The sequence below is a fragment of the Pseudomonas nicosulfuronedens genome (assembly GCF_005877905.1).
Lineage (GTDB): Bacteria > Pseudomonadota > Gammaproteobacteria > Pseudomonadales > Pseudomonadaceae > Pseudomonas > Pseudomonas nicosulfuronedens.
Window position 1 is genome coordinate 29,513 of record NZ_SWDV01000033.1, and the last position, 20,037, is coordinate 49,549.

17 protein-coding genes are annotated in these 20,037 nt (G+C 65.7%); 9 read left to right on the forward strand and 8 right to left on the reverse strand.

The window, feature by feature from the left end:
• Positions 1-996, reverse strand: coding sequence for an AraC family transcriptional regulator (locus FAS41_RS22735; protein WP_246084922.1), 996 nt, complete (start codon positions 994-996; stop codon positions 1-3).
• 172 nt (positions 997-1,168) lie between these two features.
• On the opposite strand from FAS41_RS22735, the gene FAS41_RS22740 reads away from it, so the two are divergent.
• On the forward strand, positions 1,169-2,755 hold the full coding sequence (locus FAS41_RS22740; protein WP_138525718.1) for a GMC family oxidoreductase: 1,587 nt from the start codon (positions 1,169-1,171) through the stop codon (positions 2,753-2,755).
• Positions 2,756-2,956: 201 nt separating this feature from the next.
• Here the strand turns inward: FAS41_RS22740 and FAS41_RS22745 are convergent, their stop codons facing one another.
• Positions 2,957-3,475, reverse strand: a complete 519-nt coding sequence (locus tag FAS41_RS22745) for a ProQ/FinO family protein (protein WP_138525670.1) — start codon at positions 3,473-3,475, stop codon at positions 2,957-2,959.
• 278 nt (positions 3,476-3,753) lie between these two features.
• On the opposite strand from FAS41_RS22745, the gene FAS41_RS22750 reads away from it, so the two are divergent.
• Together FAS41_RS22750 and FAS41_RS22755 are read left to right on the forward strand one after the other, a co-directional pair.
• Positions 3,754-4,419 (forward strand): TetR/AcrR family transcriptional regulator, encoded by a 666-nt coding sequence (locus FAS41_RS22750; protein WP_138525671.1) that lies wholly within the window; start codon positions 3,754-3,756, stop codon positions 4,417-4,419.
• A gap of 56 nt (positions 4,420-4,475) precedes the next feature.
• Positions 4,476-6,002 carry an MDR family MFS transporter gene (locus FAS41_RS22755; protein ID WP_138525672.1) on the forward strand — a complete coding sequence of 509 codons (1,527 nt, stop codon included), beginning with the start codon at positions 4,476-4,478 and terminating at the stop codon, positions 6,000-6,002.
• Positions 6,003-6,026: 24 nt separating this feature from the next.
• Here the strand turns inward: FAS41_RS22755 and FAS41_RS22760 are convergent, their stop codons facing one another.
• Positions 6,027-6,458, reverse strand: coding sequence for a hypothetical protein (locus tag FAS41_RS22760; RefSeq protein ID WP_138525673.1), 432 nt, complete (start codon positions 6,456-6,458; stop codon positions 6,027-6,029).
• Positions 6,459-6,834: 376 nt separating this feature from the next.
• On the opposite strand from FAS41_RS22760, the gene FAS41_RS22765 reads away from it, so the two are divergent.
• Complete coding sequence (locus FAS41_RS22765) at positions 6,835-7,761, forward strand: cation diffusion facilitator family transporter (RefSeq protein ID WP_138525674.1); 927 nt, start codon at positions 6,835-6,837, stop codon at positions 7,759-7,761.
• 40 nt (positions 7,762-7,801) lie between these two features.
• Here the strand turns inward: FAS41_RS22765 and FAS41_RS22770 are convergent, their stop codons facing one another.
• Both FAS41_RS22770 and FAS41_RS22775 read right to left on the reverse strand, forming a co-directional pair.
• Entirely contained in the window at positions 7,802-8,842 is a 1,041-nt protein-coding gene (locus tag FAS41_RS22770) for an AraC family transcriptional regulator (RefSeq protein WP_138525675.1), read from the reverse strand.
• Positions 8,843-8,878: 36 nt separating this feature from the next.
• The gene (locus tag FAS41_RS22775; protein WP_138525676.1) at positions 8,879-9,817 is read right to left on the reverse strand and encodes a LysR family transcriptional regulator; all 939 of its coding nucleotides are present in this window, start codon (positions 9,815-9,817) and stop codon (positions 8,879-8,881) included.
• Positions 9,818-9,913: 96 nt separating this feature from the next.
• On the opposite strand from FAS41_RS22775, the gene FAS41_RS22780 reads away from it, so the two are divergent.
• The 5 genes from FAS41_RS22780 to FAS41_RS22800 all read left to right on the forward strand — a co-directional run bounded on the left by FAS41_RS22780 (position 9,914) and on the right by FAS41_RS22800 (position 16,977).
• Complete coding sequence (locus tag FAS41_RS22780; RefSeq protein ID WP_138525677.1) at positions 9,914-10,759, forward strand: AraC family transcriptional regulator; 846 nt, start codon at positions 9,914-9,916, stop codon at positions 10,757-10,759.
• Positions 10,760-10,843: 84 nt separating this feature from the next.
• Positions 10,844-12,673 carry a DUF1302 domain-containing protein gene (locus tag FAS41_RS22785; protein ID WP_246084923.1) on the forward strand — a complete coding sequence of 610 codons (1,830 nt, stop codon included), beginning with the start codon at positions 10,844-10,846 and terminating at the stop codon, positions 12,671-12,673.
• 11 nt (positions 12,674-12,684) lie between these two features.
• Positions 12,685-14,034: a DUF1329 domain-containing protein gene (locus FAS41_RS22790; RefSeq protein ID WP_138525678.1), complete on the forward strand. Its 1,350-nt coding sequence runs from the start codon at positions 12,685-12,687 to the stop codon at positions 14,032-14,034.
• Positions 14,035-14,223: 189 nt separating this feature from the next.
• Complete coding sequence (locus FAS41_RS22795; RefSeq protein WP_138525679.1) at positions 14,224-15,567, forward strand: DUF1254 domain-containing protein; 1,344 nt, start codon at positions 14,224-14,226, stop codon at positions 15,565-15,567.
• A gap of 3 nt (positions 15,568-15,570) precedes the next feature.
• A complete protein-coding gene (locus FAS41_RS22800) occupies positions 15,571-16,977 on the forward strand; it encodes a DUF1254 domain-containing protein (RefSeq protein WP_138525680.1) in 1,407 nt (468 codons plus the stop codon).
• A gap of 36 nt (positions 16,978-17,013) precedes the next feature.
• On the opposite strand, the gene FAS41_RS22805 is transcribed toward FAS41_RS22800, so the two are convergent.
• From FAS41_RS22805 to FAS41_RS22815, 3 genes are all read right to left on the reverse strand, one after another.
• Positions 17,014-17,556: a GNAT family N-acetyltransferase gene (locus FAS41_RS22805; protein WP_138525681.1), complete on the reverse strand. Its 543-nt coding sequence runs from the start codon at positions 17,554-17,556 to the stop codon at positions 17,014-17,016.
• A gap of 93 nt (positions 17,557-17,649) precedes the next feature.
• Positions 17,650-18,936, reverse strand: coding sequence for a glycosyltransferase (locus FAS41_RS22810; RefSeq protein WP_138525682.1), 1,287 nt, complete (start codon positions 18,934-18,936; stop codon positions 17,650-17,652).
• An 86-nt stretch (positions 18,937-19,022) separates the two neighbouring features.
• The gene (locus FAS41_RS22815; protein ID WP_138525683.1) at positions 19,023-19,955 is read right to left on the reverse strand and encodes a GntR family transcriptional regulator; all 933 of its coding nucleotides are present in this window, start codon (positions 19,953-19,955) and stop codon (positions 19,023-19,025) included.
• Positions 19,956-20,037: the final 82 nt, after the last annotated feature.

The window sequence follows — 20,037 nt, forward strand, 5'->3', positions numbered from 1 at the left end:
CTAGTCAGGCAGATCGGCCGATAGCGAGGCGTCTGCGGCATCGAGCAACTGTCGGCGCATTCCGCGCGGCGTGTCATCGAACCAGCGGCGGCAGGCACGGTTGAAGACGCTTTGTTCGCTGTAGCCCAGCAGGCCAGCCACCTGGGACAGTGGCATATGGCGCTCGGCCAGATAGCGCTGCGCACAGGAGCGCCGAGCCTGTTCCAGCAACGCCTCGAAGCCCGTTCCCTCGTCGGCAAGGCGCCGTTGCAGCACCCGTTCATGCAACCCCAGCTGCTCGGCGATCAGGCTGATGCGGCAGCGCTGAGTCGGCAACGTCCGCAGGATCAGCGTTTCCACTTGCCGCACCAGGCCAGCGGAGCCCTGTGCATCGAAGGGGCTGAGGTAGTCCAGCAATACCCGGTGTAACTGGGCGTCCTGACGCTCGATTCGCTGGCCGAGCTGGTCCGGGCTCAGGATCAGGGCATTGCAGTCCTGGCCGAAATAGATGGTCGTCCTGAAGTAGCGCCGGTACCGGGCGGAGGGCAGTGAGCCGGCCCCGGCGAGCAGAAGGGCCTGGGCGCTGAACTGGCTGCCGCAGAGCAATTTCATCGTGTTGTATCCCACGCCCAGCGCGAGGTCCTGCATCTGTCGCCGCCTCGTTGGGCCGGGCAGGCGGATCTCGATCACCAGCCGGGGCGCCTCAGGCTCCGAGCGGTCGAGTTGCACGTCGATGCCGGGGCTGTGGTAGCCGATGAAGCGCGATATCTCCTCCAGTGCCTGGCCGACGGTTGCCGAGTTTCGCGCAATCAGTGCGACGGGCCCCAGGACATGCAGGTCCTGATACTCCGCCATGCGCAGACCCAGGTCGGGGCAGTCCAGCTCATTGGCAGCACATTCGAGCACCGCCACCAGCGATCTCAGCGGGACCCGCGCGTCGTCATCTTCGAGTGCGCGTGGGTCGATCTGGAAGCGACGCAGGAACTGGGCAGGATCGCCGCCCAGCTGCGCGACCAACTGCGGAAATCCAATGAACGAGGTGGTGCGGATGAGTGCTGTCACAGTCGTCAAAAATCAAATGCTAGTCGTCAAGGATCAATTAATTTGCTCCTCATCGACGAAGAATTCCAGACCCCGGCACCCCGTGATCTGCCGGGTGCCCATCATCCGCGAACCGAGAAGAACAAGTATGGAATTCGATTACGTCATCGTTGGCGCCGGCTCGGCTGGCTGCGTACTCGCTAATCGCCTCAGTGCCGATCCGTCAGTGCGGGTGTGCCTGCTGGAGGCCGGTTCCGAAGACACCTCCCCGTTGATCCATGCTCCGATCGGCGTGGCGGCGATCCTCCCGACGCGCCATGTGAACTGGGCATTGCAGACGGTGCCACAGCCAGGCCTGATGGGGCGCCATGGGTACCAGCCACGGGGGAAAACCCTGGGGGGCAGCAGTTCGATCAACGGCATGATCTACATCCGTGGTCACCGCAGCGACTACGACGACTGGCAAGCCCTCGGTAACCCCGGCTGGTCCTATGACGACGTCCTGCCGTACTTCCGGAAAAGTGAAGGCCACCATCTGGGTGGCAGCCCTTTCCATGGCGGCGAGGGCGAGTTGCATGTGGGGAGGGTGCAGCCGCACGCGGTCACCAATGCGTTCCTTGACGCGGCCGGCCAGGCGGGGCATCAACGCAACGCCGACTTCAATGGCGCCGAGCAGGAGGGCGTGGGGCACTACGACGTGACCATTCGCGACGGGCGCCGCTGGAGCGCCGCCGCCGCCTTCCTCAAACCGATCCGCGAGCTGCGCGGCAACCTGACCGTCATTACCGGTGTGCATGCTCAGCGCATCCTGCTGCAAGGCAAGCGTGCGGTGGGTATGCAGGTATCGCTGAAAGGCGAGCGCCTGGAAATCCGAGCGCGCCGTGAAGTCCTGCTCAGTGCAGGGGCGTTTGCCAGCCCGCAGCTACTGATGCTTTCGGGAATCGGCGCGCAGAGCGAGCTCAAGCCCCAGGGCATTGCCTTGCACCATGAACTGCCCGGGGTCGGGCAGAACCTTCAGGATCATCCCGATATCGTGGCCTGCTACAAAAGCCACGACACCTCGCTGCTGGGTATCTCCGCCAGCGGTACGGTAAAGATGGGAAAGGCCTTCGTCGAATATGCGCGCCACAAGACCGGTCCCTTCGCCAGCAACTGCGCGGAGAGTGGGGGGTTCCTCAAGACCTCGCAGGAGCTGCCACGCCCGGACATCCAGTTGCACGCGGTCATCGGGCCGATCGACGACCATGGCAGAAAGCTGCATTGGGGGCATGGCTTCAGCTGTCACGTTTGCGTGCTGCGTCCCAAGAGCGTCGGCAGCGTCGGATTGCACTCGGCCGATCCTTTCGCGCCGCCGCGCATCGACCCGAATTTCCTCGGCCACGACGATGATGTCGGCACGCTGCTCAAGGGCTATCGCATGGTGCGGGAGATCGTGGGGCAGTCGCCGCTGGTGCGCTATGGGCTGAAGGACCTGTACGGCAGCGACCTGGCCAGCGATGAGCAATTGATCGAGCTGTTGCGCAGGCGCACCGACACCGTCTATCACCCTGTCGGTACCTGCAAGATGGGGAGCGACGAGATGGCCGTGGTGGACAACCAGCTCCGCGTGCATGGCATCGAAGGGCTCAGGGTTGTCGATGCCTCGATCATGCCGACCCTGATCGGGGGCAACACCAACGCACCGACCATCATGATTGCTGAGAGAGCCGCTGAGTGGATCAGGGCGGCGCAATGACCCGATCGGCAGGCAGCTATCGCATGTGCCTTTGAACCGGATTCGCCCGGGCTCTGTTGCGGAGCTCGCTCGCACGCCAGGCGGGTAGGGCGCTAGCGGTTCAGCGCATCGGCAGTCACCGGCAGCTTCTGACCCGAAGCTGCCGTGTTGGCCAGTCACTCGCCGGAGGGATTGCCGAGACGATGAAAGCCGCGACCGGGCTCAGTCCGAAGACTGAGCCGTGGTGGTATCGGAAGTGGTTTCGGCGGTGGCGGGAGTACGATTTTTCAACTTCTCCCGATTCCGACGCTCCTGGCTGCGTTGCCGCGAAGCCTGCTGCTTCGCGTGCAGCGCCTGGGCGGCGGTCACGCTGCCGACTGCCTGGCCGTTCAAGTCCAGGCGCGGTGCGTTCTCCACCATGCTGGCCCAGTATCGAGCTCCCCGGCACCACGCCGCGACACCCAGTTTGAGCTGCTCGCTGGTTATCCCGAGTTGCGCCAGGTGTTGCTCGGCATCCTTGAGAATCCCTTCCTTGAGCGGAACCTTGGGCGCCGGATTCACGGGGAAGGCCAATGGAAAATGCCGCTGCAATCGCCAGATCGCTTCCAGCGCAGGATCCTGCTCACGAGGTTTCTCCTGCGGTGTGGCCTTCGGCTTGCGGCGCTTCTCGCCAGCGGCCTTGGCCTGCTCTTTTTCTGCCCGCAGGCGGTCACGTAGCCCAGCTAGTTGTTCAAAACCCATTGTTCAATTCACAGCTTCGAGGTTGATTGCGTGGTGCAAGGTTATTCCATACAGCCCTTGGGATCACCTGAATCAGCACAAATCGTCTCTGTTTTCGTCGGCAAATGATGAATCCACCGCCGACAAAGGCTCCTGGTAGTAGCGTCCCCGGTGGTCGAGGTCGCTCATTCTGAAGCCGTCGCTGGGGGCGCAGTTCGTCGTTAAATCTAAATTTAAATTGAATTTAGAGTTTGCCTGCGTCAGTCTGGTCGACATCGTTCCTGCGCCAAGGAAAACCCATGGCCTCCCGCGAATCCCGTAAAGATGGTGAAGCGACCCGAATCCGCATCCTCGAAGCCGCCGGCGAACTGCTCGCGACTCTCGGTTTCGCCGAAACCAGCAACAAGGCGGTGGCCGCCAAGGCGGAGGTGGACCTGGCCTCGATCAACTACCACTTCGGCAGCCGCAGCGGTCTTTACCAGGCGGTGCTGGGGGAGGCCCGGCGGCGCTTTCTCGATATTGCCGATCTGCAGCGGATCATCCAGGCCGAGCAACCCGCGCCGGACAAGCTGCTTGCACTGACCGAACTGGTGGTGCGCAAGGCGTCGCGTGGACGAGAGAGCTGGCATTTGCGAGTGCTCGCCGCCGAAGCCCTGGCGCCCAGCAGCCACGGTCAGGAGGTGCTGCATCCGCAGAAGGCGCTGAAGCTGACGTTGCTCAAGCAGCTGTTCAGCGAGATCACCGGGATCCCGGCAGACGACCCCACGCTGGTCCCCTGCATCCTCAGCGTGACCGCGCCCTGGGCAATGCTGCTGATCGGCCCCCGCGGCGGGCACGGTGCCCTGCGCGACATCCTCGACATGCCCGGTGAAGTGGTCACCGCGCAGCTGTACAGCTTCACCCTGGCGGGCCTGCGGGAGGTAGGTCGTCAGTACCAACTGCGGGCTACCGCGGCGGACTGCTGAGTCCGCACACGGCTGCATTCCCGCGCAACGATGTCCCCTCTCTTCAGGTCAGCCCCATGCAACCGGCTTCCGATCAAACCCTGGCCAGCCATGCGAGTCCCGCAGCCGACGCCGGGGAGGCACAACCCTCCATTCCCCTGTTGCTGGCGGCTTTGCTGCTGGTGATGTTCCTCGCGGCGCTGGACCAGACCATCGTGTCCACTGCCTTGCCTACCATCGTCGGCGAACTGGGCAGCCTGCATCTGCTGTCCTGGGTGGTGACCGCCTACCTGCTGGCCTCCACCGTCGTGGTGCCGCTGTACGGCAAGTTCGGCGACCTGTATGGCCGCAAGCTGGTGCTGCAGACCGCCATCGTGCTGTTCCTGGTGGGTTCGGCACTCTGCGGGCTGGCGCAGAACATGACCGAGCTGATTCTCCTGCGCGCGCTTCAGGGACTGGGCGGGGGAGGACTGATGGTGGTGGCGATGGCGGCGATTGGCGATGTCATTCCGCCGGCCGAGCGTGGCCGCTACCAGGGGCTGTTCGGTGGTGTGTTCGGCCTTGCCACCGTGGTCGGCCCGCTGGTGGGCGGCTTCCTGGTCGAGCAGCTGTCCTGGCGCTGGATCTTCTACATCAACCTGCCACTGGGGCTGCTCGCCCTGCTGGTGATCGGTAGTGCATTCAAGCCCCACGTCGCGCGGGTGAAGCACGTCATCGACTACTTCGGCGCGTTTTTCCTGACCCTGGCGCTGGCCTCGCTGGTGCTGATCACCAGCCTGGGCGGCAGCACCCTGAAATGGGCCTCGATCGACATCATGGTCCTGGCGCTCTTCGCTGTCGTCGGGCTGATCGGCTTCGTCCACGAGCAGCGCATCGCCGCCGAACCGATCATGCCGCTGCACCTGTTCCGCCATCGAACCTTCGTCCTCGCCGGGCTGATCGGCTTCACCGTCGGTGTTTCGCTGTTCGGCTCGGTGACCTTCCTGCCGCTCTACATGCAGGTGGTCAAGGATGCCACGCCGACCAGTGCGGGCTTGCAGATGCTGCCGCTGATGGGGGCAATGCTGATCGTCTCGGCAGTCACCGGCAGGCTGATCAGCCGCTGGGGACGTTACCGGGTATTCCCCATTCTCGGCACGTTGCTGCAGGCCATCGCCCTGGCGCTGCTGAGCCGCCTCGACCTGCAGTCGTCGATGGTCCAGATGAATCTCTACATGGCCTTGCTGGGCGCGGGGTTGGGCATGGTGATGCAGGTGCTGATCCTGGCGGTGCAGAACAGCGTCGAGTTCCGCCACATGGGCGTGGCCACTTCCGGCGCGACATTGTTCCGCTCCATTGGCGGTTCCATTGGCGTCTCGGTGTTCGGCGCGCTGTTCTCCCACGAGCTGATGAGCCGGCTCGCCGGCAGCTTCCCGGCCAGCGCCGGCTCCCCGGCCAACCTGTCGCCGGCCGCCGTGCATGCCTTGCCGGTGGCGCTGCAGCAGACCTACCTGCAGGCCTTTTCCGGGGCGATGCACTGGGTGTTCCTGGTGGCATGCCTGGTCAGCGCCGTGGCTTTCGCACTGTCGTGGCTGTTGCAGGAAGTGCCGCTGCGCACGGCCTGACTCTGCCCGCAAGGGGCGGCGCTGCTACTGGCCTGGAGTCAGGCGAAGGGCGGCGCGTTGTCGCCGCAGGTAGACGACGGCCAGGGCGTAGGGGGCCACTGCAGGAAGTGCGCAGACCAGGAACGGAAGCCTGAGGGAGTTCAGCGCCGGGACGAGACTCAAAGCCATGCTCTGCATGATGAAGGGGAGCGTACCGAGGATGCCGCAGGCGACGGTCCCGGAGACGGCGCTGATGGCATAACACAGAAGAACCAGCCACTGCCCTGTGTTGCCTTTCTCGGCGGGCTTCAACAGCAGCAGTGCGTAGGCGAACGAAATCAGCGAAAGGCCCACGAGCAACACCGTTAAGGGCAGGCTGTTGGGGTAATGCTTGACCCCGTTCAGCAGATTGAACGCACCCGACAGTGCGCTGATGACGGACACCGCAAACATGATCAGGAGATTGACGCTACGCATGACGCTTCCTTGTGTTTGGCGATAAGCGTGGGCAACGAACGGGCTGTGCCGGGGGGCGGGCAGGGTATTGCTTCAGTTCCTTGAGCAACCCTTCCAGCGCGGGCCTGTTGACCATCCAGGGGTTCGGCTGGGTTGTGCGAAGCTTACGATGTCAGTGGGCAGCATTGCCATGGGGTGGCCAACGCGGGTCCGCTGCGTACAAGGGGCCGTTCCTGGCCGTCCGCCACCTTGCGAAAGTGCATAGCGACATTGCCCGGGCGCCAATAGCCTTGGTGCCGGCGCTGACATATAGTCGCGCCCCCCAGCGAAGCCGCCAGTGCCCTTCGGGCCTGTTTCCGGCGACGCGACCACTCAAGGCGCGAGGAGCACGCCAGCCATGAAAACAGAACAGGGCATCCTGCGGCTTTCCATCATCGTGACCGTGCTGTTGGCCGGTTTCGGGATTATCGTCGGCCTGCTTTCGGGATCCTTCTCCATCGTCTTCGACGGCGTCTATTCCCTGGCCGATGCCAGCATGAGCGGCCTGGCGCTGATGGTGGCCACTCTGATCCGCCGCCATACCACCGAGGGCGACGCCAGCCGGCGTCTGGCCGAGCGCTTCAACATGGGCTTCTGGCACCTGGAACCCATGGTGCTGGCACTCAACGGCACGCTGCTCTCGGGCGTTACGCTGTATGCACTGATCAACGCCATCGGCCGGCTGCTCACCGGCGGTCACGCGCTGGAATTCGGCTTCGCCATTCTCTATGCGGCGGTCGCCACGCTGGTCTGTTTCGCCCTGGCGGTGGTGCAGTTCCGCGCGAACAAGCGCATCGGTTCGGACTTCGTTGCCCTCGATGCGAAATCCTGGGTGATGTCCGGCAGCATTTCCCTGGCCTTGCTGATCGCCTTCCTGGTGGGTGATGTGGCTACCGTGAGCGGCTACGCGCACATCGGCCCCTATGTCGACCCTGCGGTGCTGGCGCTGATCTGCCTGGTTATCCTGCCGATTCCCTTCCTGACCATTCGCCAGGCCTTCAAGGACATCCTCCTGGTCACGCCGCCCGAGTTGAAGGAGCACGTCGACGAAGTCGCCACAGCCGCTGTGGTTCAGCACGGGTTCCTGGCCTACCAGGCCTACGTCGCCAAGGTCGGGCGGGCGCAGCAGATCGAGCTGTACTTCATCGTTCCGCCGAACTGGCCGGCGCAGACCCTGGCCGAGTGGGACAGGCTGCGCGACGAGATCGGCGAGGCCATCGGCGGCGAAGGTCCCAACCGCTGGTTGACCATCGCTTTCACCACCGATCCGCTCTGGACCCGCTGAGTCGCTCACGCCCTGTCGAGCAGGGCAGGGCGGGTCCCGCTCATCCTCTGCGCCTTTGCGCTTCGCGCCAGGCGCCCGGGCCGCTGCCGTACCAGCGGCCGAAGGCCCGGGAGAAACTCTGCAGATCCCCATAGCCGAGCCGGTCGGTGATCTGCGCGAGCGACAGTACCGGGTCGTCCAGCAGGTCGAGCGCCTTGTAGCGACGCTGCTCGTCGAGCAGCTCGCTGTAGCGCCAGCCGTGGCTGAGCAGCCGCCGTGCGGCGGTGCGCTCGGTCAGGTGACGGGTCTTGCAGAAGGACTGGAAGCTCGCGCCCTCCGCCAGGGTGCCAGCGATATGGTCGGCGGCTTCGTCCAGCAGGGTTCGCTGGGTCTGCCCGCGCGCCTGCTCGACGATGCCGACCAGGGTCGCCTCCAGCTCGGGATTGGCTGGAGACAGCGGCTGGAGGAACAGCGCCGGTTGCAGCTGCAGCACCATCTCGGACACATCGCTGCACCAGTGCAGAGGCGCGCGCAGGGTTTGCTCATAGAGTTCGGCGTTCGCTGGAGCGTGACCGGGCAACTGGATGCCGAGCAGCGGGTCCTGGGCAATGCCGCTGGCCAGCAGCTTGCGGCGCAGCAGACTGCAGATGCCGACCAGGGTGTACTCGCGGCTCTGCCGGCCGGACAGCAGCGCGCCGCATTCGGAGAGAACCAGGGCGACGCTGTCGTCCTCGATGCGCAGTTCGATGTACAGCGAGCCGTTGAAGTAGGGGAAGTACCGGGCGAAGTAGGTGCAGGCCGCTTCCAGGGTCGGCGCCACATCGAACAGGTAGGTCAGGCCGTTGGTCAGGGTCGACACGAAGCGCTTGCCTGCCAGCAGGCCGATGGCGGCTTCGCCGCTGGCCCGCTCGGCGAGGTCCCAGAAGCGCCGGGAGAGAAACAGCGGCACGCGCACCAGCGGCGTGCGCAGCTCCAGCAGCGTCCGGCGCATGCAGGCCTCCAGCTCCGTGGCAGCAATCCCGCGGGCGAGCAGCTCTTCCATGGCTGGCAGTAGCGTCGGCGCGTAGAAGGCGTTGGACGGATGGGCGGAAGCTGGGCTCATTGCGTGAGAGGGCTCGGTGGGGCGGGCGGGACGACCTTACGCATTGCGCCTGGCACCGACAAGCCCGCGCGGCAGGCGCTCGTCGGCGGCGAAGATTGCCTCGATCATCGCCTGTGCTGCCGGCGACAGGCCGAAGCCGGCGCGGCTGACGATGCCGTAGTGCAGGCGCAGTTCGGGGCGATCCTGGGGGATGTCGGTGATCTGCAGCAGGGCCACTTCGCCATGCTGCACCGGGTCGTGCAGCGCCTCCACGGCGGCCAGGCCGACCGCATCGGAGCGTGCGACGATGTGCAGGATCGCGGCGAACTGCGCACATTCGATGTTCATGTGGAAGTCACGTTCGCCGATCACCTCGGCCAGCACCTTGCGCAGCGGAGGCGGAATGCGGGTGCCGACGCGCGGGTAGTCGAGCAGGTCGGCCAGCTTCAGGTGCTCCGCGCCGGCCAGCGGATGGCCGGCGCGGCAGAAGAAGCGGCCGGGGCGGAATTCCATCCAGCGCACCTGGTAATCGGGATCGTTGGCAAACTCGCGGGCATCACCGACGAAGAATTCTACCTGTTCTTCCCTGAGCAGCTGCGCCATCTGTTCCCAGTCGCCCATCAGGAAGCCGACATCGATCGCCGGGTGAGCGCGGATGAAATCGGCCATGGCCTCGGGCACCAGCAGTTGCGCGGGATAAGGGCCGCAGCCGAAGCGCAGCTCGCCGGCATCGAGGCCGTTGTACTGCTGCAGTTCGTTGCGTAGCGAACGGGTACCGGCCAGCAGGCGCCGCGCGTGCTGCAGCACCAGCTCGCCCTGGCCGGTCAGGCGGAAGTCGCGGCTCTGGCGGTCCACCAGCAGGCAGTCGAGGTCGCGCTCCAGGGACTGGATGCTGCGGCTCAGTGCCGACTGGCTTAGGCCAATGGCGTCGGCAGCGCGCTGGTAGTTCTGGAAGTCGGCGAGGGCGGCCAGGTGGCGGAGCTGTCTGAGTTCCATCATGCGTCCTGCGCATAAAAGAGTTGAGTCGAATGAATTTGATGGATAGCAGAGTCAGCTGGTCTAGTAAACCGCCTGCCGAACCGGACCTATCCCATGTCACCCTTGCTGTTCGCCTCCAGCGCCTTCGCCAGCACCATCCTCCTGCATGCCGCCCGCCTGGGGTTGTGCGCGGCGGAATTGCGCCTGCGCGCAGGGATTGCGGAGGCACAGCTGGCGGATCATCGCGCGCACATCCCGGCAGACCAGGTGGAGTGCCTGTGGAGCGAGTGCGAGCGCGCCAGCGGCAATCCGCAGTTCGGTTGCGAGCTGCTCAACAGCATGGCCACCCATTGCCTGCAGGGCCTGAACATCCTGCTGGATTCCGCCCCGGACCTGGGCACCAGCCTTGCCGCCTTCTGCCAGTACCTGCCCACGGTGACCAACTGCGTGCAATCGCGCCTGGAAGAAGAGGGCGAAGTCACCCGCCTGACCCTTGAACTGGTGCGTGACGACCTGCACCACTTCGGCCTGGATGCCGCGGTGCTGACCCTGATCCGCAACATTGCCCGGCGTGTCGGGCTGCCGGCGGCGCAGGTGTGCCGGGAGGCCGGCGTCGCTGCGCAACAGCGCTGCACGTCGACGCTCGTCGAGTGGGGCGTGCCCTGGCGGGTGGCGCCTTCGCCGTTCCTGCTGCTGCCCACGGCGCTGCTGGCCACGCCGCTGGTGGGCGCCAATGAGTTCCTCTACCAGAGCCTGCGGCGCCAATGGGGTGATACACGCAAGGACGGGGAGGGCGACGGCCTGAGTCTGGCGCGCATCTGGTTGCGTTCTTCCGACCAGCCCATCGAGCGTATCGCCGAGCGCATCGGCTACCGGCAGAGCGGCAACTTCATCCGCGCCTTTCGCAAGCGCTTCGGTGTTACGCCCAAGCAGTTCCGCCTCGGCCAATACCCGGCATGATCGAATTTTGTCGGTCCCGGCTTGTGGCTGCCGCGTCCGCTCCCTTCATGGTGGGCCGGCGGTACCCATCCTCCGGAGCCCATAATGACAAGAATCCATCCGGCCCCTGTCCCCCTCGCTTTCGTGGGGCAGCGCCAGCACTGCATCTGCCGACCTCTTCTGCTGGCCCTCGCCGTCAGTAGCGCCTCTGGTGCGAAGGCCACGACCTTCGAACTGAACGACGACTGGAGCCTGTCCACCAAGACCACTCTCAGTCTTGGAGCCAGTTGGTCGGCGCAGGACCCCGATCGCCACCTGATGACCCACGCCAACGCGGTGCAGGCGCAGCACATCGACAATGCCGACGGCACCAGTGTGAGCGCCGACGACAATCGCCTGAACTTCAAGAAGGGCGACCCCATCTCGCAGATGTTCAAGGGCCTCACGGACTTCAGCCTGGAGGGCGACGGGCAGGGCGCCTTCATCCGCTTCAAGTACTGGTACGACCATGCCTACGAGACCGGCGACGGCCGCTTCAAGGACTTCGACGACAGCGGCTGGCCGACCCTGGCGCGTTTTCATGGCTTCGACACCCTCGACGCCTACGTATGGAAGGACTTCGACGTCGCCGAACATCCGCTGAACCTCAAGCTCGGCAAGCAGGTGCTGTCCTGGGGCGAGGCTGTGCTGATCCAGAACGGTATCAATGTGATCAACCCGCTGGACTACAGCGCCTTCAACAAGCCGGGCGTGGACATCAAGGAAGGCCAGCTGCCGGTGGAGATGCTCTCGTTCAACCTCGGGCTGAGCGACAAGGTGAACCTGGAAGGCTTCTACCAGTACAACTGGCGGCCCAGCGTGCTGGACGGTTGCGGCACCTTCTTCGCCACCAGCGACGCCATCCAGCCCGGTTGTGGTCCGCTCTACCTGAGCCAGGTGCAGACTGACGCGCAGATGCAGGCAGGCGGCCTGTACGCCGCCCACGGCGATGACCAGGACCCGTCCGACCAGGGCCAGTGGGGCGTCGCCCTGCGCACCCTGATCAGCTCGCTGAACGATGCCGAGGCGGCGTTCTACTACGTGAATTACCACGCGCGACTGCCTTACCTGCAGCTCACCGCGCGCGACAACAGCAAGCCCGGGAACTTCCCCATCGGACGCGTACAGGGCCCCGTGTATGCCGCCGCGTTCCCGGAGAACATTCACCTCTACGGCCTGAGCATCAACGGCGCTCTGCCCGGCTGGGGCACCTCGCTGGCGGCGGAGCTGAGTTACCGGCCGAACATGCCGGTGGCGCTCAACGGCCCGGACATGAACGTGGCGATGATCACCGGCCCCGGCGGCAGTTCGTCGATCACCGACGTGCCGGCCAACGCCTCCACCACCGGCCAGACGCTGGACGGCTGGGAGCGCAAGCCGGTGTGGCAGATGACTGCCTCGGCCACCCAGATCATCGACAACGTGCTCGGCGCCACCCGCCTGACCCTGCTCGGCGAAGCCGGCGTGGTGCACGTGGGCGATGTCGGCGACGAGCGCCTGGGGCGCAACTCCGCCTTCGGCCGCAGCGCGCCGCTCAATGGCACGAAGTGCAACACCGTGGCCAGTGGCGTGACCAACCGCTACTGCACCGACGACGGCTTCACCACGCCCTGGTCCTGGGGCTACCGCCTGCGCGCCGGCCTGGAATACAGCGACGTGCTGCCGGGGGTGAACATGCTGCCCAGCCTGAACTTCCGTCACGACGTGGAGGGTTACTCCTACGATCCGGGCGGCCCGTTCCAGGAAGGGCAGATGGCCGCCGGCCTGTCACTGGCCTTCAACTACCTGAACGATTACAGCCTGGAGTTCGGCTACAACAGCTTCTTCGGCAACAACAAGTACAGCACGCTCGACGACCGCGACTTCTACAGCGTCAGCGCCAAGGTCGACTTCTGAGGAACCGCCCCATGCACCTTTCGAACATTACCGCCCTGGCGCTGGCCATGGGCCTGGCGTTCTGCGCCCATGCCCATGCCTCCGCCAATACTCCAGCCGACCTCGGCAGCAGCCTGACACCGGTCGGCGCCGAGAAGGCCGGCAACGCCGACGGCAGCATTCCCGCCTGGGATGGCGGCCTGAAACCCGACGCGGGGCAGGTCGACGCGAAGGGCGGCTACGCCGATCCCTACGCCGCCGAGAAGCCGCTGTTCAGCATCACCCCGGCCAACGCCGGGCAATACAGCCAGTGGCTCAGCCCGGGCGAGCAGGCGATGCTCAAGCGCTATCCGAACACCTACCGGATCAACGTCTACCCCAGCCACCGCAGCGCGCGGCTGCCCGACGAGATCAACGCGGCGACTCGCGACAACGCCAGCAAGGCCAAGCTTGCCGACGGTGGCAACGGCGTCCTCAACTACCAGCGCGGCGTGCCTTTCCCGCTGCCCAGCGAAGGCGTCGAAGCGATCTGGAATCACATCACCCGCTACCGTGGCGGCAGCATCGAGCGCACCTTCAGCTCGGCCAACGTGAAGGAGAACGGCGTCTACAGCCTGGTTCGCTCGCAGACCGACATGAACTACGCCGAGACCGTTGACGACCTGCCGCAGGACGCCAACCTGCTGTACCTGTTCAAGACCCGTGTGCTGGAGCCGGCACGGTTGTCCGGCGAGGCGGTACTGACCCACGAGCCGATGGACCAGGTCGCCGAACCGCGCGCCGCCTGGCAGTACATTCCCGGCCAGCGCCGGGTGCGCCGTGCCCCGCTGATCGCCTACGACAACAGCGCGCGCTACAGCGACGGCATGGTCACTGCCGACAGTCTCGATGGCTTCAACGGCGCGCCGGACCGCTACGACTGGAAGCTGGTGGGCAAGCAGGAACTGTTCGTGCCCTACAACAGCTTCCGCCTGTACGACCGCACGGTGAAGTACGCCGACATTCTCAAGACGGGCCATCTGAACCCCGACCTGGCGCGCTTCGAGAAGCACCGCGTGTGGGTCGTCGAAGCGACTCTCAAGCCGGGTGCCCGCCACGTCTACAGCAAGCGCCGCTACTACCTCGACGAGGACAGCTGGAACATCCTCCTCGGCGAGCTCTACGACAGCCGTGGCGAGTTGTGGCGCAATTACCAGTCTCACGCCATGCCGTACTACGACAAGCAGTTCACCTACGAGGCGTTGGCAGCGGCCTATGACCTGATCAGTGGGCGTTACTTCGTCAACGGCCTGATGAACGAAGAGAGCAGCGGCCTGAAGACCGGCCAGCACGCGAAGATGAGCGACTACACTCCGTCCGACCTGCGTCGCTGGGCGAAGTAGCGTCGTGCCCCTTGCCCCGGCCGGACATGGCCGGGGTTCTTGCGCCGTCCTGGCAACCAGCGGCCCGCCATGATCGCTTTTTGTCCGCTGGGGCTGACCGCCGCCCACGCGGGATGCCGCACTCTGCTCCGACATCCGCCGTGGCGCCGCATGGCCGGGCGGTCCAACAAGAAGAACGAGGAAAACTCCATGCGCCATTGGCTGCCCGCACTCGCCATCCTGCCCCTGTTCGCCGGCCACACCTGGGCCGCCGCGCCCACTGCGCAGCAGGCCCGCGACCTGGCCGAAGCGGCCTATCTATTCGCCTTCGCCACTGCCGAACACGGCAAGACGCTGCAGGCCATTGCCGCCAAGTTGCCGGTCAACTACCTGTACAACAAGACCACGCTGCTCGGCCCGGAAGACCGCACCGTGGTCTCGCCGAACAACGACACGTTGTACTCCTATGCGCTGCTCGACCTGCGCGAACACCCGGTAGTCCTCGACGTGCCGGCGGTGCCGCAGCGCTACTACAGCTTTCAGCTGATCGACATGCGCACCAACAACCTCGACTACATCGGCACACGCGCTACCGGCCGGGCGGCCGGCAGCTTCCTGATCGCCGGCCCCGACTGGGACGGCCGACAGCCCGAAGGCTTCAGCGGCAAGGTGATCCGTTCGCCCAGCCGCATCGTCTTCCTGCTCGGCCGCACCGCCGTGGATGGCGAGGCCGATCTCGACGCGGCCAAGGCCGTGATGGATGGCTACAAGTTGCGCAGCACCCAGCCGACGCTGCTGCCGCACAAGATGGATGTGCCCGAGTACCTGCCGACCAAGGAAGGCCCGGCGGAAAACGCCTTCGTCGACTTCAACGGGCTGTCCGCCTGGCATGCCTGGAGCGCCGACGAGCAACAGCGCCTGGCGCAGTTCGCGCAGATCGGCGTGGGCACAGGCAAGCCATTCGACGCGAAGCAACTGCCGGCAGATATCGCCCAGGCCGTGCAGCAGGGTGCCGAGGCCGGGCGTGAAAGGATTCGCACCGCCAGCGAGCGCTTCGCCGCGCCGGTCAATGGCTGGCAGAGCTCTCCCGCCAACATCGGGCACTACGGCAATGACGACCTGACGCGGGCGGCGGTCGCCTGGAAATACATCTACGCCAACGACCCGGCGGAGGCGATGTACCCGCTCACCCGTGTCGACGCTGCCGGCCAGGCACTCGACGGCAGCCGTGCCTACACCCTGCATTTCGCTCCCGGGCAGTTGCCGCCGGTCGATGCGTTCTGGTCCATCACGCTTTACGACGGCAAGACCCAGATGCTCTCGGCCAACGCACTCAACCGCTACGCCATCAACAGTGCCAGCAACCTGAAACGGGATGCCGACGGTGGCCTGACCCTGAACATCCAGCATGCCCAGCCGGCCAGCAGCGACAACTGGCTGCCGGCGCCGCAGGGACCGTTCAACCTGATCCTGCGCATGTACCTGCCGCAGGAAAGAGCGCTCAAGGGCGATTACCAGCCGCCGGCCGTGCAGCCCGTCAACAGCCAGGAGTAAGCCATGCCACCGATTCTGACCCGCCGCCGTTTCCTCGGCGCCAGCGGCGCGCTCGGCTTTGGCCTGGGCTGCGTACCGAGCTGGCTGCTGGCCGCACCCGACGCGCTGGAAAGCGACCCGGCCGTGTACCAGGACATCGTCCGTCAGGCGTGGATCTACGCCTACCCGATGCTGATGCACTACCAGACGATGCACAAACAGGCACTGGATGCCGTTTCGCCCGAGTATGTCGGCGGTTTCGGTGTGTTCCGCCATTACAGCGAACTCTTCACCCCGAAGAATCGCGACGTGGTAACCCCCAACAACGACACGCCGTACTCCTGGTCCTGGCTCGACCTGCGCGCCGAACCCTGGGTGCTCAGCGTCCCGGCGGTGGCGGACGACCGTTACTACGTGCACCAGCTGGTGGACCAGTACACCTTCAACTTCGGCTATGTCGGCGTGCTCAGCACCGGCCGCGAAGCGGGCGACTACCTGATCGCCGGGCCGAACTGGAAAGGCCAGACGCCCGCCGGCATACGCCAGGTGCTGCGCAGCGAGACGCAGATCGCCATGGTCCTGGGGCGCACCGGCCTGCGCAGTGCCGACGACCTGCCGGCGGTGCGCGAACTCCAGCAGCAGTACCGTCTGCGGCCGCTGCACGACTTTGCCGGTAGCTCGGCGCCTGCTGCCGCGCCGGCGGTGCAATGGCTGCCGTGGGAACTGCCGCGCGATCTCGGCGCGGGATTCATTGCGCACCTGAACCAGATTCTCGCCTTCTGCCCGGTGGACCCGAGCGAGGTGGAGTTGCGCCAGCGTTTCGCTCGCGCCGGCATCGGAGCGGGGCTGCCGTTCAACCCGGCCACACTGAGCCCGGCCCAGCGCCAGGCATTGGCTGCCGGCATCCAGCAGGGCATGGAGGAGCTGAAGGCTAAGGGCGCCACACTGCGTTCCTCCGCCGGGCTGTTCGGCACCCGCGCGGCGATGCACAACGACTACCTGAGCCGTGCCGCGGCGGCGGCCAGTGGTATCTACGGCAACAGCGTGGAGGAGGCGATCTACCTTGGCAGCCGCCAGGACAGCACGCAGCAGCCGCTACAAGGCGGACAGCGTTATCGCCTGCGCTTCGCACCGGGGCAGTTGCCGCCGGCCAGGGAGTTCTGGTCGCTGACGCTCTACGATCTGCCCGACCGGCAGTTGGTCGATAACTCCATCCAGCGTTACTGCCTGAGTAGCCGCGATCCCCTGGTGCACGATGCCGATGGTGGGGTGACGCTCTATATCCAGGCCGACTCGCCCAGCCAGGAGCACGAGGCAAACTGGCTGCCGTCGACCCGCCAGGGGCCGTTCAACCTGATCCTGCGGATCTACGGGCCGGAGCAGCCGGTGGTGGCCGGGCAGTGGACCCTGCCGGGCATCGAACGGGTCTGACTCCGGCCAGCAGCCGAGCCCGTTCCTCGGGCTCGTCTAGTGGCCCACGACGCTTGCCCAGCGTTCACGCGGCAGCTCGTAGCAAAGCCAGGCAGCGGGCGTGCCGGAGAGGTCCAGTTGCGCCTCGTACGCCAGCCTCGCGCCGAGCTTTGTGGTTCCTTTCTGCGAGCGGATGTTGCTCGGCGCGATGTGGAACCACACGCGCTCAAAACGCTGGAAGGCATGACCGAGCATCAGCGACTTCAGCTCGCGGTTGGTCGCGCCGCCCCAGTAGCGGTTATTGATGAAGGTGAAGCCGATGCCGATGTCGTCCGGCTGGTCCGGCACCGGGTAGTAGCGCGAGCAGCCGATGGCTTCTCCGCTCTGCCGGTCGAGGATCAGCAGGCAGCCCCCGGCCTGTACCAGGAACTGGAAGTAGGGCTCGAATACCTCGTGGCGATAGCGCTCGGTGGCCGGGTGACCGGCCCAGGTTTCCGGCGAGTTGGCGGCGGCGAACAGCGCCTGGAAATCATCGGCGCGTAGCGGACGTAATTGCAGGGTGTCGCCGAGCAGGGTCGGCTGGGCATCGAAGGCGGTCATGCCGGGCTCCAGGGTGGCTGGAGCCCAGCTTACGGGCGGAAGGGTCCATAGCAGAGTGCCAATCGCGGGCACTTCGACAGTGCCAATCAGTGCTCAGTCAGCGCAGATGCCGAGGATCGCCCGCGCCGCGGCTTCGGTGCCTCGCGAGGCCTGCATCTGCTCGCGAACGGTGCCGAGGCGTTGCTCCATGGCCTTGTCGGCGAGCAGTTCGGCCAGTGCGCCGGGCAGCGCCGCCAGCGGGTTCTCGAAGCGCGGCAGGTAGCGCGCCACGCCGACTTCCTCGGCGCGCCGGGCGTTGTCGTGGCCGTCCCAGCAGTAGGGGATGATCACCGACGGCAGGCCGAAGTACAGCGCCTCGCAGAAGCTGTTGTTGCCGCCGTGGTGGATGAACAACTGGCACTCGCGCAGCACCGCTGGCTGCGGGTACCAGCTGTCGAGGTAGACGTTGTCCGGCACCGTGTCGTAGTGCTCGCGGTAGGCGCCGACGTTGATCAGGAAGCGGTAGGGCAGTTGGGCCACGGCGTCGATCAGCCGGCGCATCATTGCCACGTCGGCGGCGCCCAGGCTGCCGAAGCTCACATAGATCAGCGGCGCCTCGTCGTGTCGGGGGAACTGCGGTGGGATGTACGGTGCCTCGCTGCGCACGCAGCCGTCTAGGTACAGGTAGCGTTCCGCCGGCAGCGGTTTCTCGCGTTCGTAGCGCACCGGCGTCGGCGACAGCAGCAGGTTGAGCCAGGGCGAGTCTTCGAGGAACTGGCCGGCGGGCAGGGCGGGGTGGCCGCAGTCGGCAAGGAAACGGGCGAAGCGCTCGTGCGCCGGCTTTGTCGCTTGCAGGTAGTGTTCGCGATAGGTCTCACAGGCCTGCGCATCACTGCTGCTGGCACCGGACAGGTACGGTGGCACGGCGGTATCGGGCAACTCGGTTTCCGCACAGGAGACCATGCGTACCCAGGGGCAGCCGGCGGCGGCGATGGCCGGGAAGCTGACCACGTTGTCCAGCACGATGGCATCGGGCTTGAGTCGGGCGAGCAACTGCTGCAGCGGTTTTTCCGACTCGATGGCGGTGTCGATGATGGCTTCCCAGGCCGGCGCCACGTAGCTGTCGATCTGCGCCAGGGGCGGTTGGTCGAAGTACGGCACGTTGCGCTCGATGAAGCGCTCCCAGTAGTGCTGGTGGTCGGCGGCGGACAGCGGCGAGTCCAGCTGCAGCGGGTACTCGGCGAAACCGTACTCGGCGAATATCCCCTGGAAATGCGCATGGCAGATGAACACCGGGCGCGCGCCGAGTTCGCGCAGGGCCTGGGCGATGCCGATGCAGTTCAGCGCGGCGCCGAAACTGGCCTCGGGGAAGAAGGCGACGGTTCTTGTTCTTTGCGTCATGGGCACATCCGGGCGTTGCTCACGGGCACTGCGTGAAACTGATACTGCATTTTTTCGTTAAAAAAAACACCGTGAATGAAAAATACTTAGCGGCGCGCCCCGGCGAATGACTGCGGAATCCCGCGGTTGGCGGTCTGCGGACGTTGAGCGAAGGACAGTCGCAGGTGCAGGCGCATCAGGTCGGCGGCGATTTCCAGCTGGCCACGCTCGATCTGCTCGATGATCTTCAGGTGCTCGCGCAAGGCTTCCTGCAGACGGTGCACGCTGACCATCGGCAGCAGGTTGGGCAGGCGGCGCAGGCGCTGGTGCTGCAGCAGCGAGTCGCCAACGAAACGGTTGCCGCAGCCCTGGGCGATCAGTTCATGGAAGCCGATGTCCAGTTCACGGAACTGCGCCACGTCGAAGCGCTCGATGGGCGCGCCGAGCAGTTCTTCCATGGCGCCGCGCAGCAGGGCGAGGCGTGCGAGATCGGGGTCGAAGCCGGGGGCGAGCAGGGCTTCGGGCTCCAGGATCAGGCGGTAGCGCAGGCTGTCTTCCAGTGCCGCGAGGTTGTTCAGCAAGGGGCGGAACGACCAGCTCTGTCCGGCGCCGCGCTCCAGTACCTGGTCTTCGCTGAGCTGCGCCAGCACCTTCTGCGCGGCGGCGCGGCCGATGTCGTAGCGGCGCATCAGCTCGCTGGCACTGAGGCTGTTGCCCAACCGCCCGGCCATGCGGTCGCGCAGTACCGAGGCGGCCAGCGCTTCCTCCTCGGCCTGGGGCAGGGCGGGGCCGAGCACCTGGGCGGAAGGGTCGGCGGCGAGGCGATAGCCCTTGCCCGGTTCGTGGGCCACCAGTTGCTGTTCCAGCAGCAGATCCAATCCTGCGCGGATCAGCGTGCGCGACACGCCAAAAGTGCGCGCCAGCTGTTGTTCCGAGAGCGCGTCGCCTTCGCCCAGTCCGCTGTCCTGGGCGTGCTCGATGACGCGCCGGGCGAGTTCCAGGTGATTGGTGCGCGGTTTTTTCTCAGTGACGTTGCTCAAGCCGATGCTCTCCAGCGGGCCCGTGGCAGAGGGCGAGCCCCTTATGCCACAGCGGGGGTGGTGCAACAAGAATGCAAGAAAG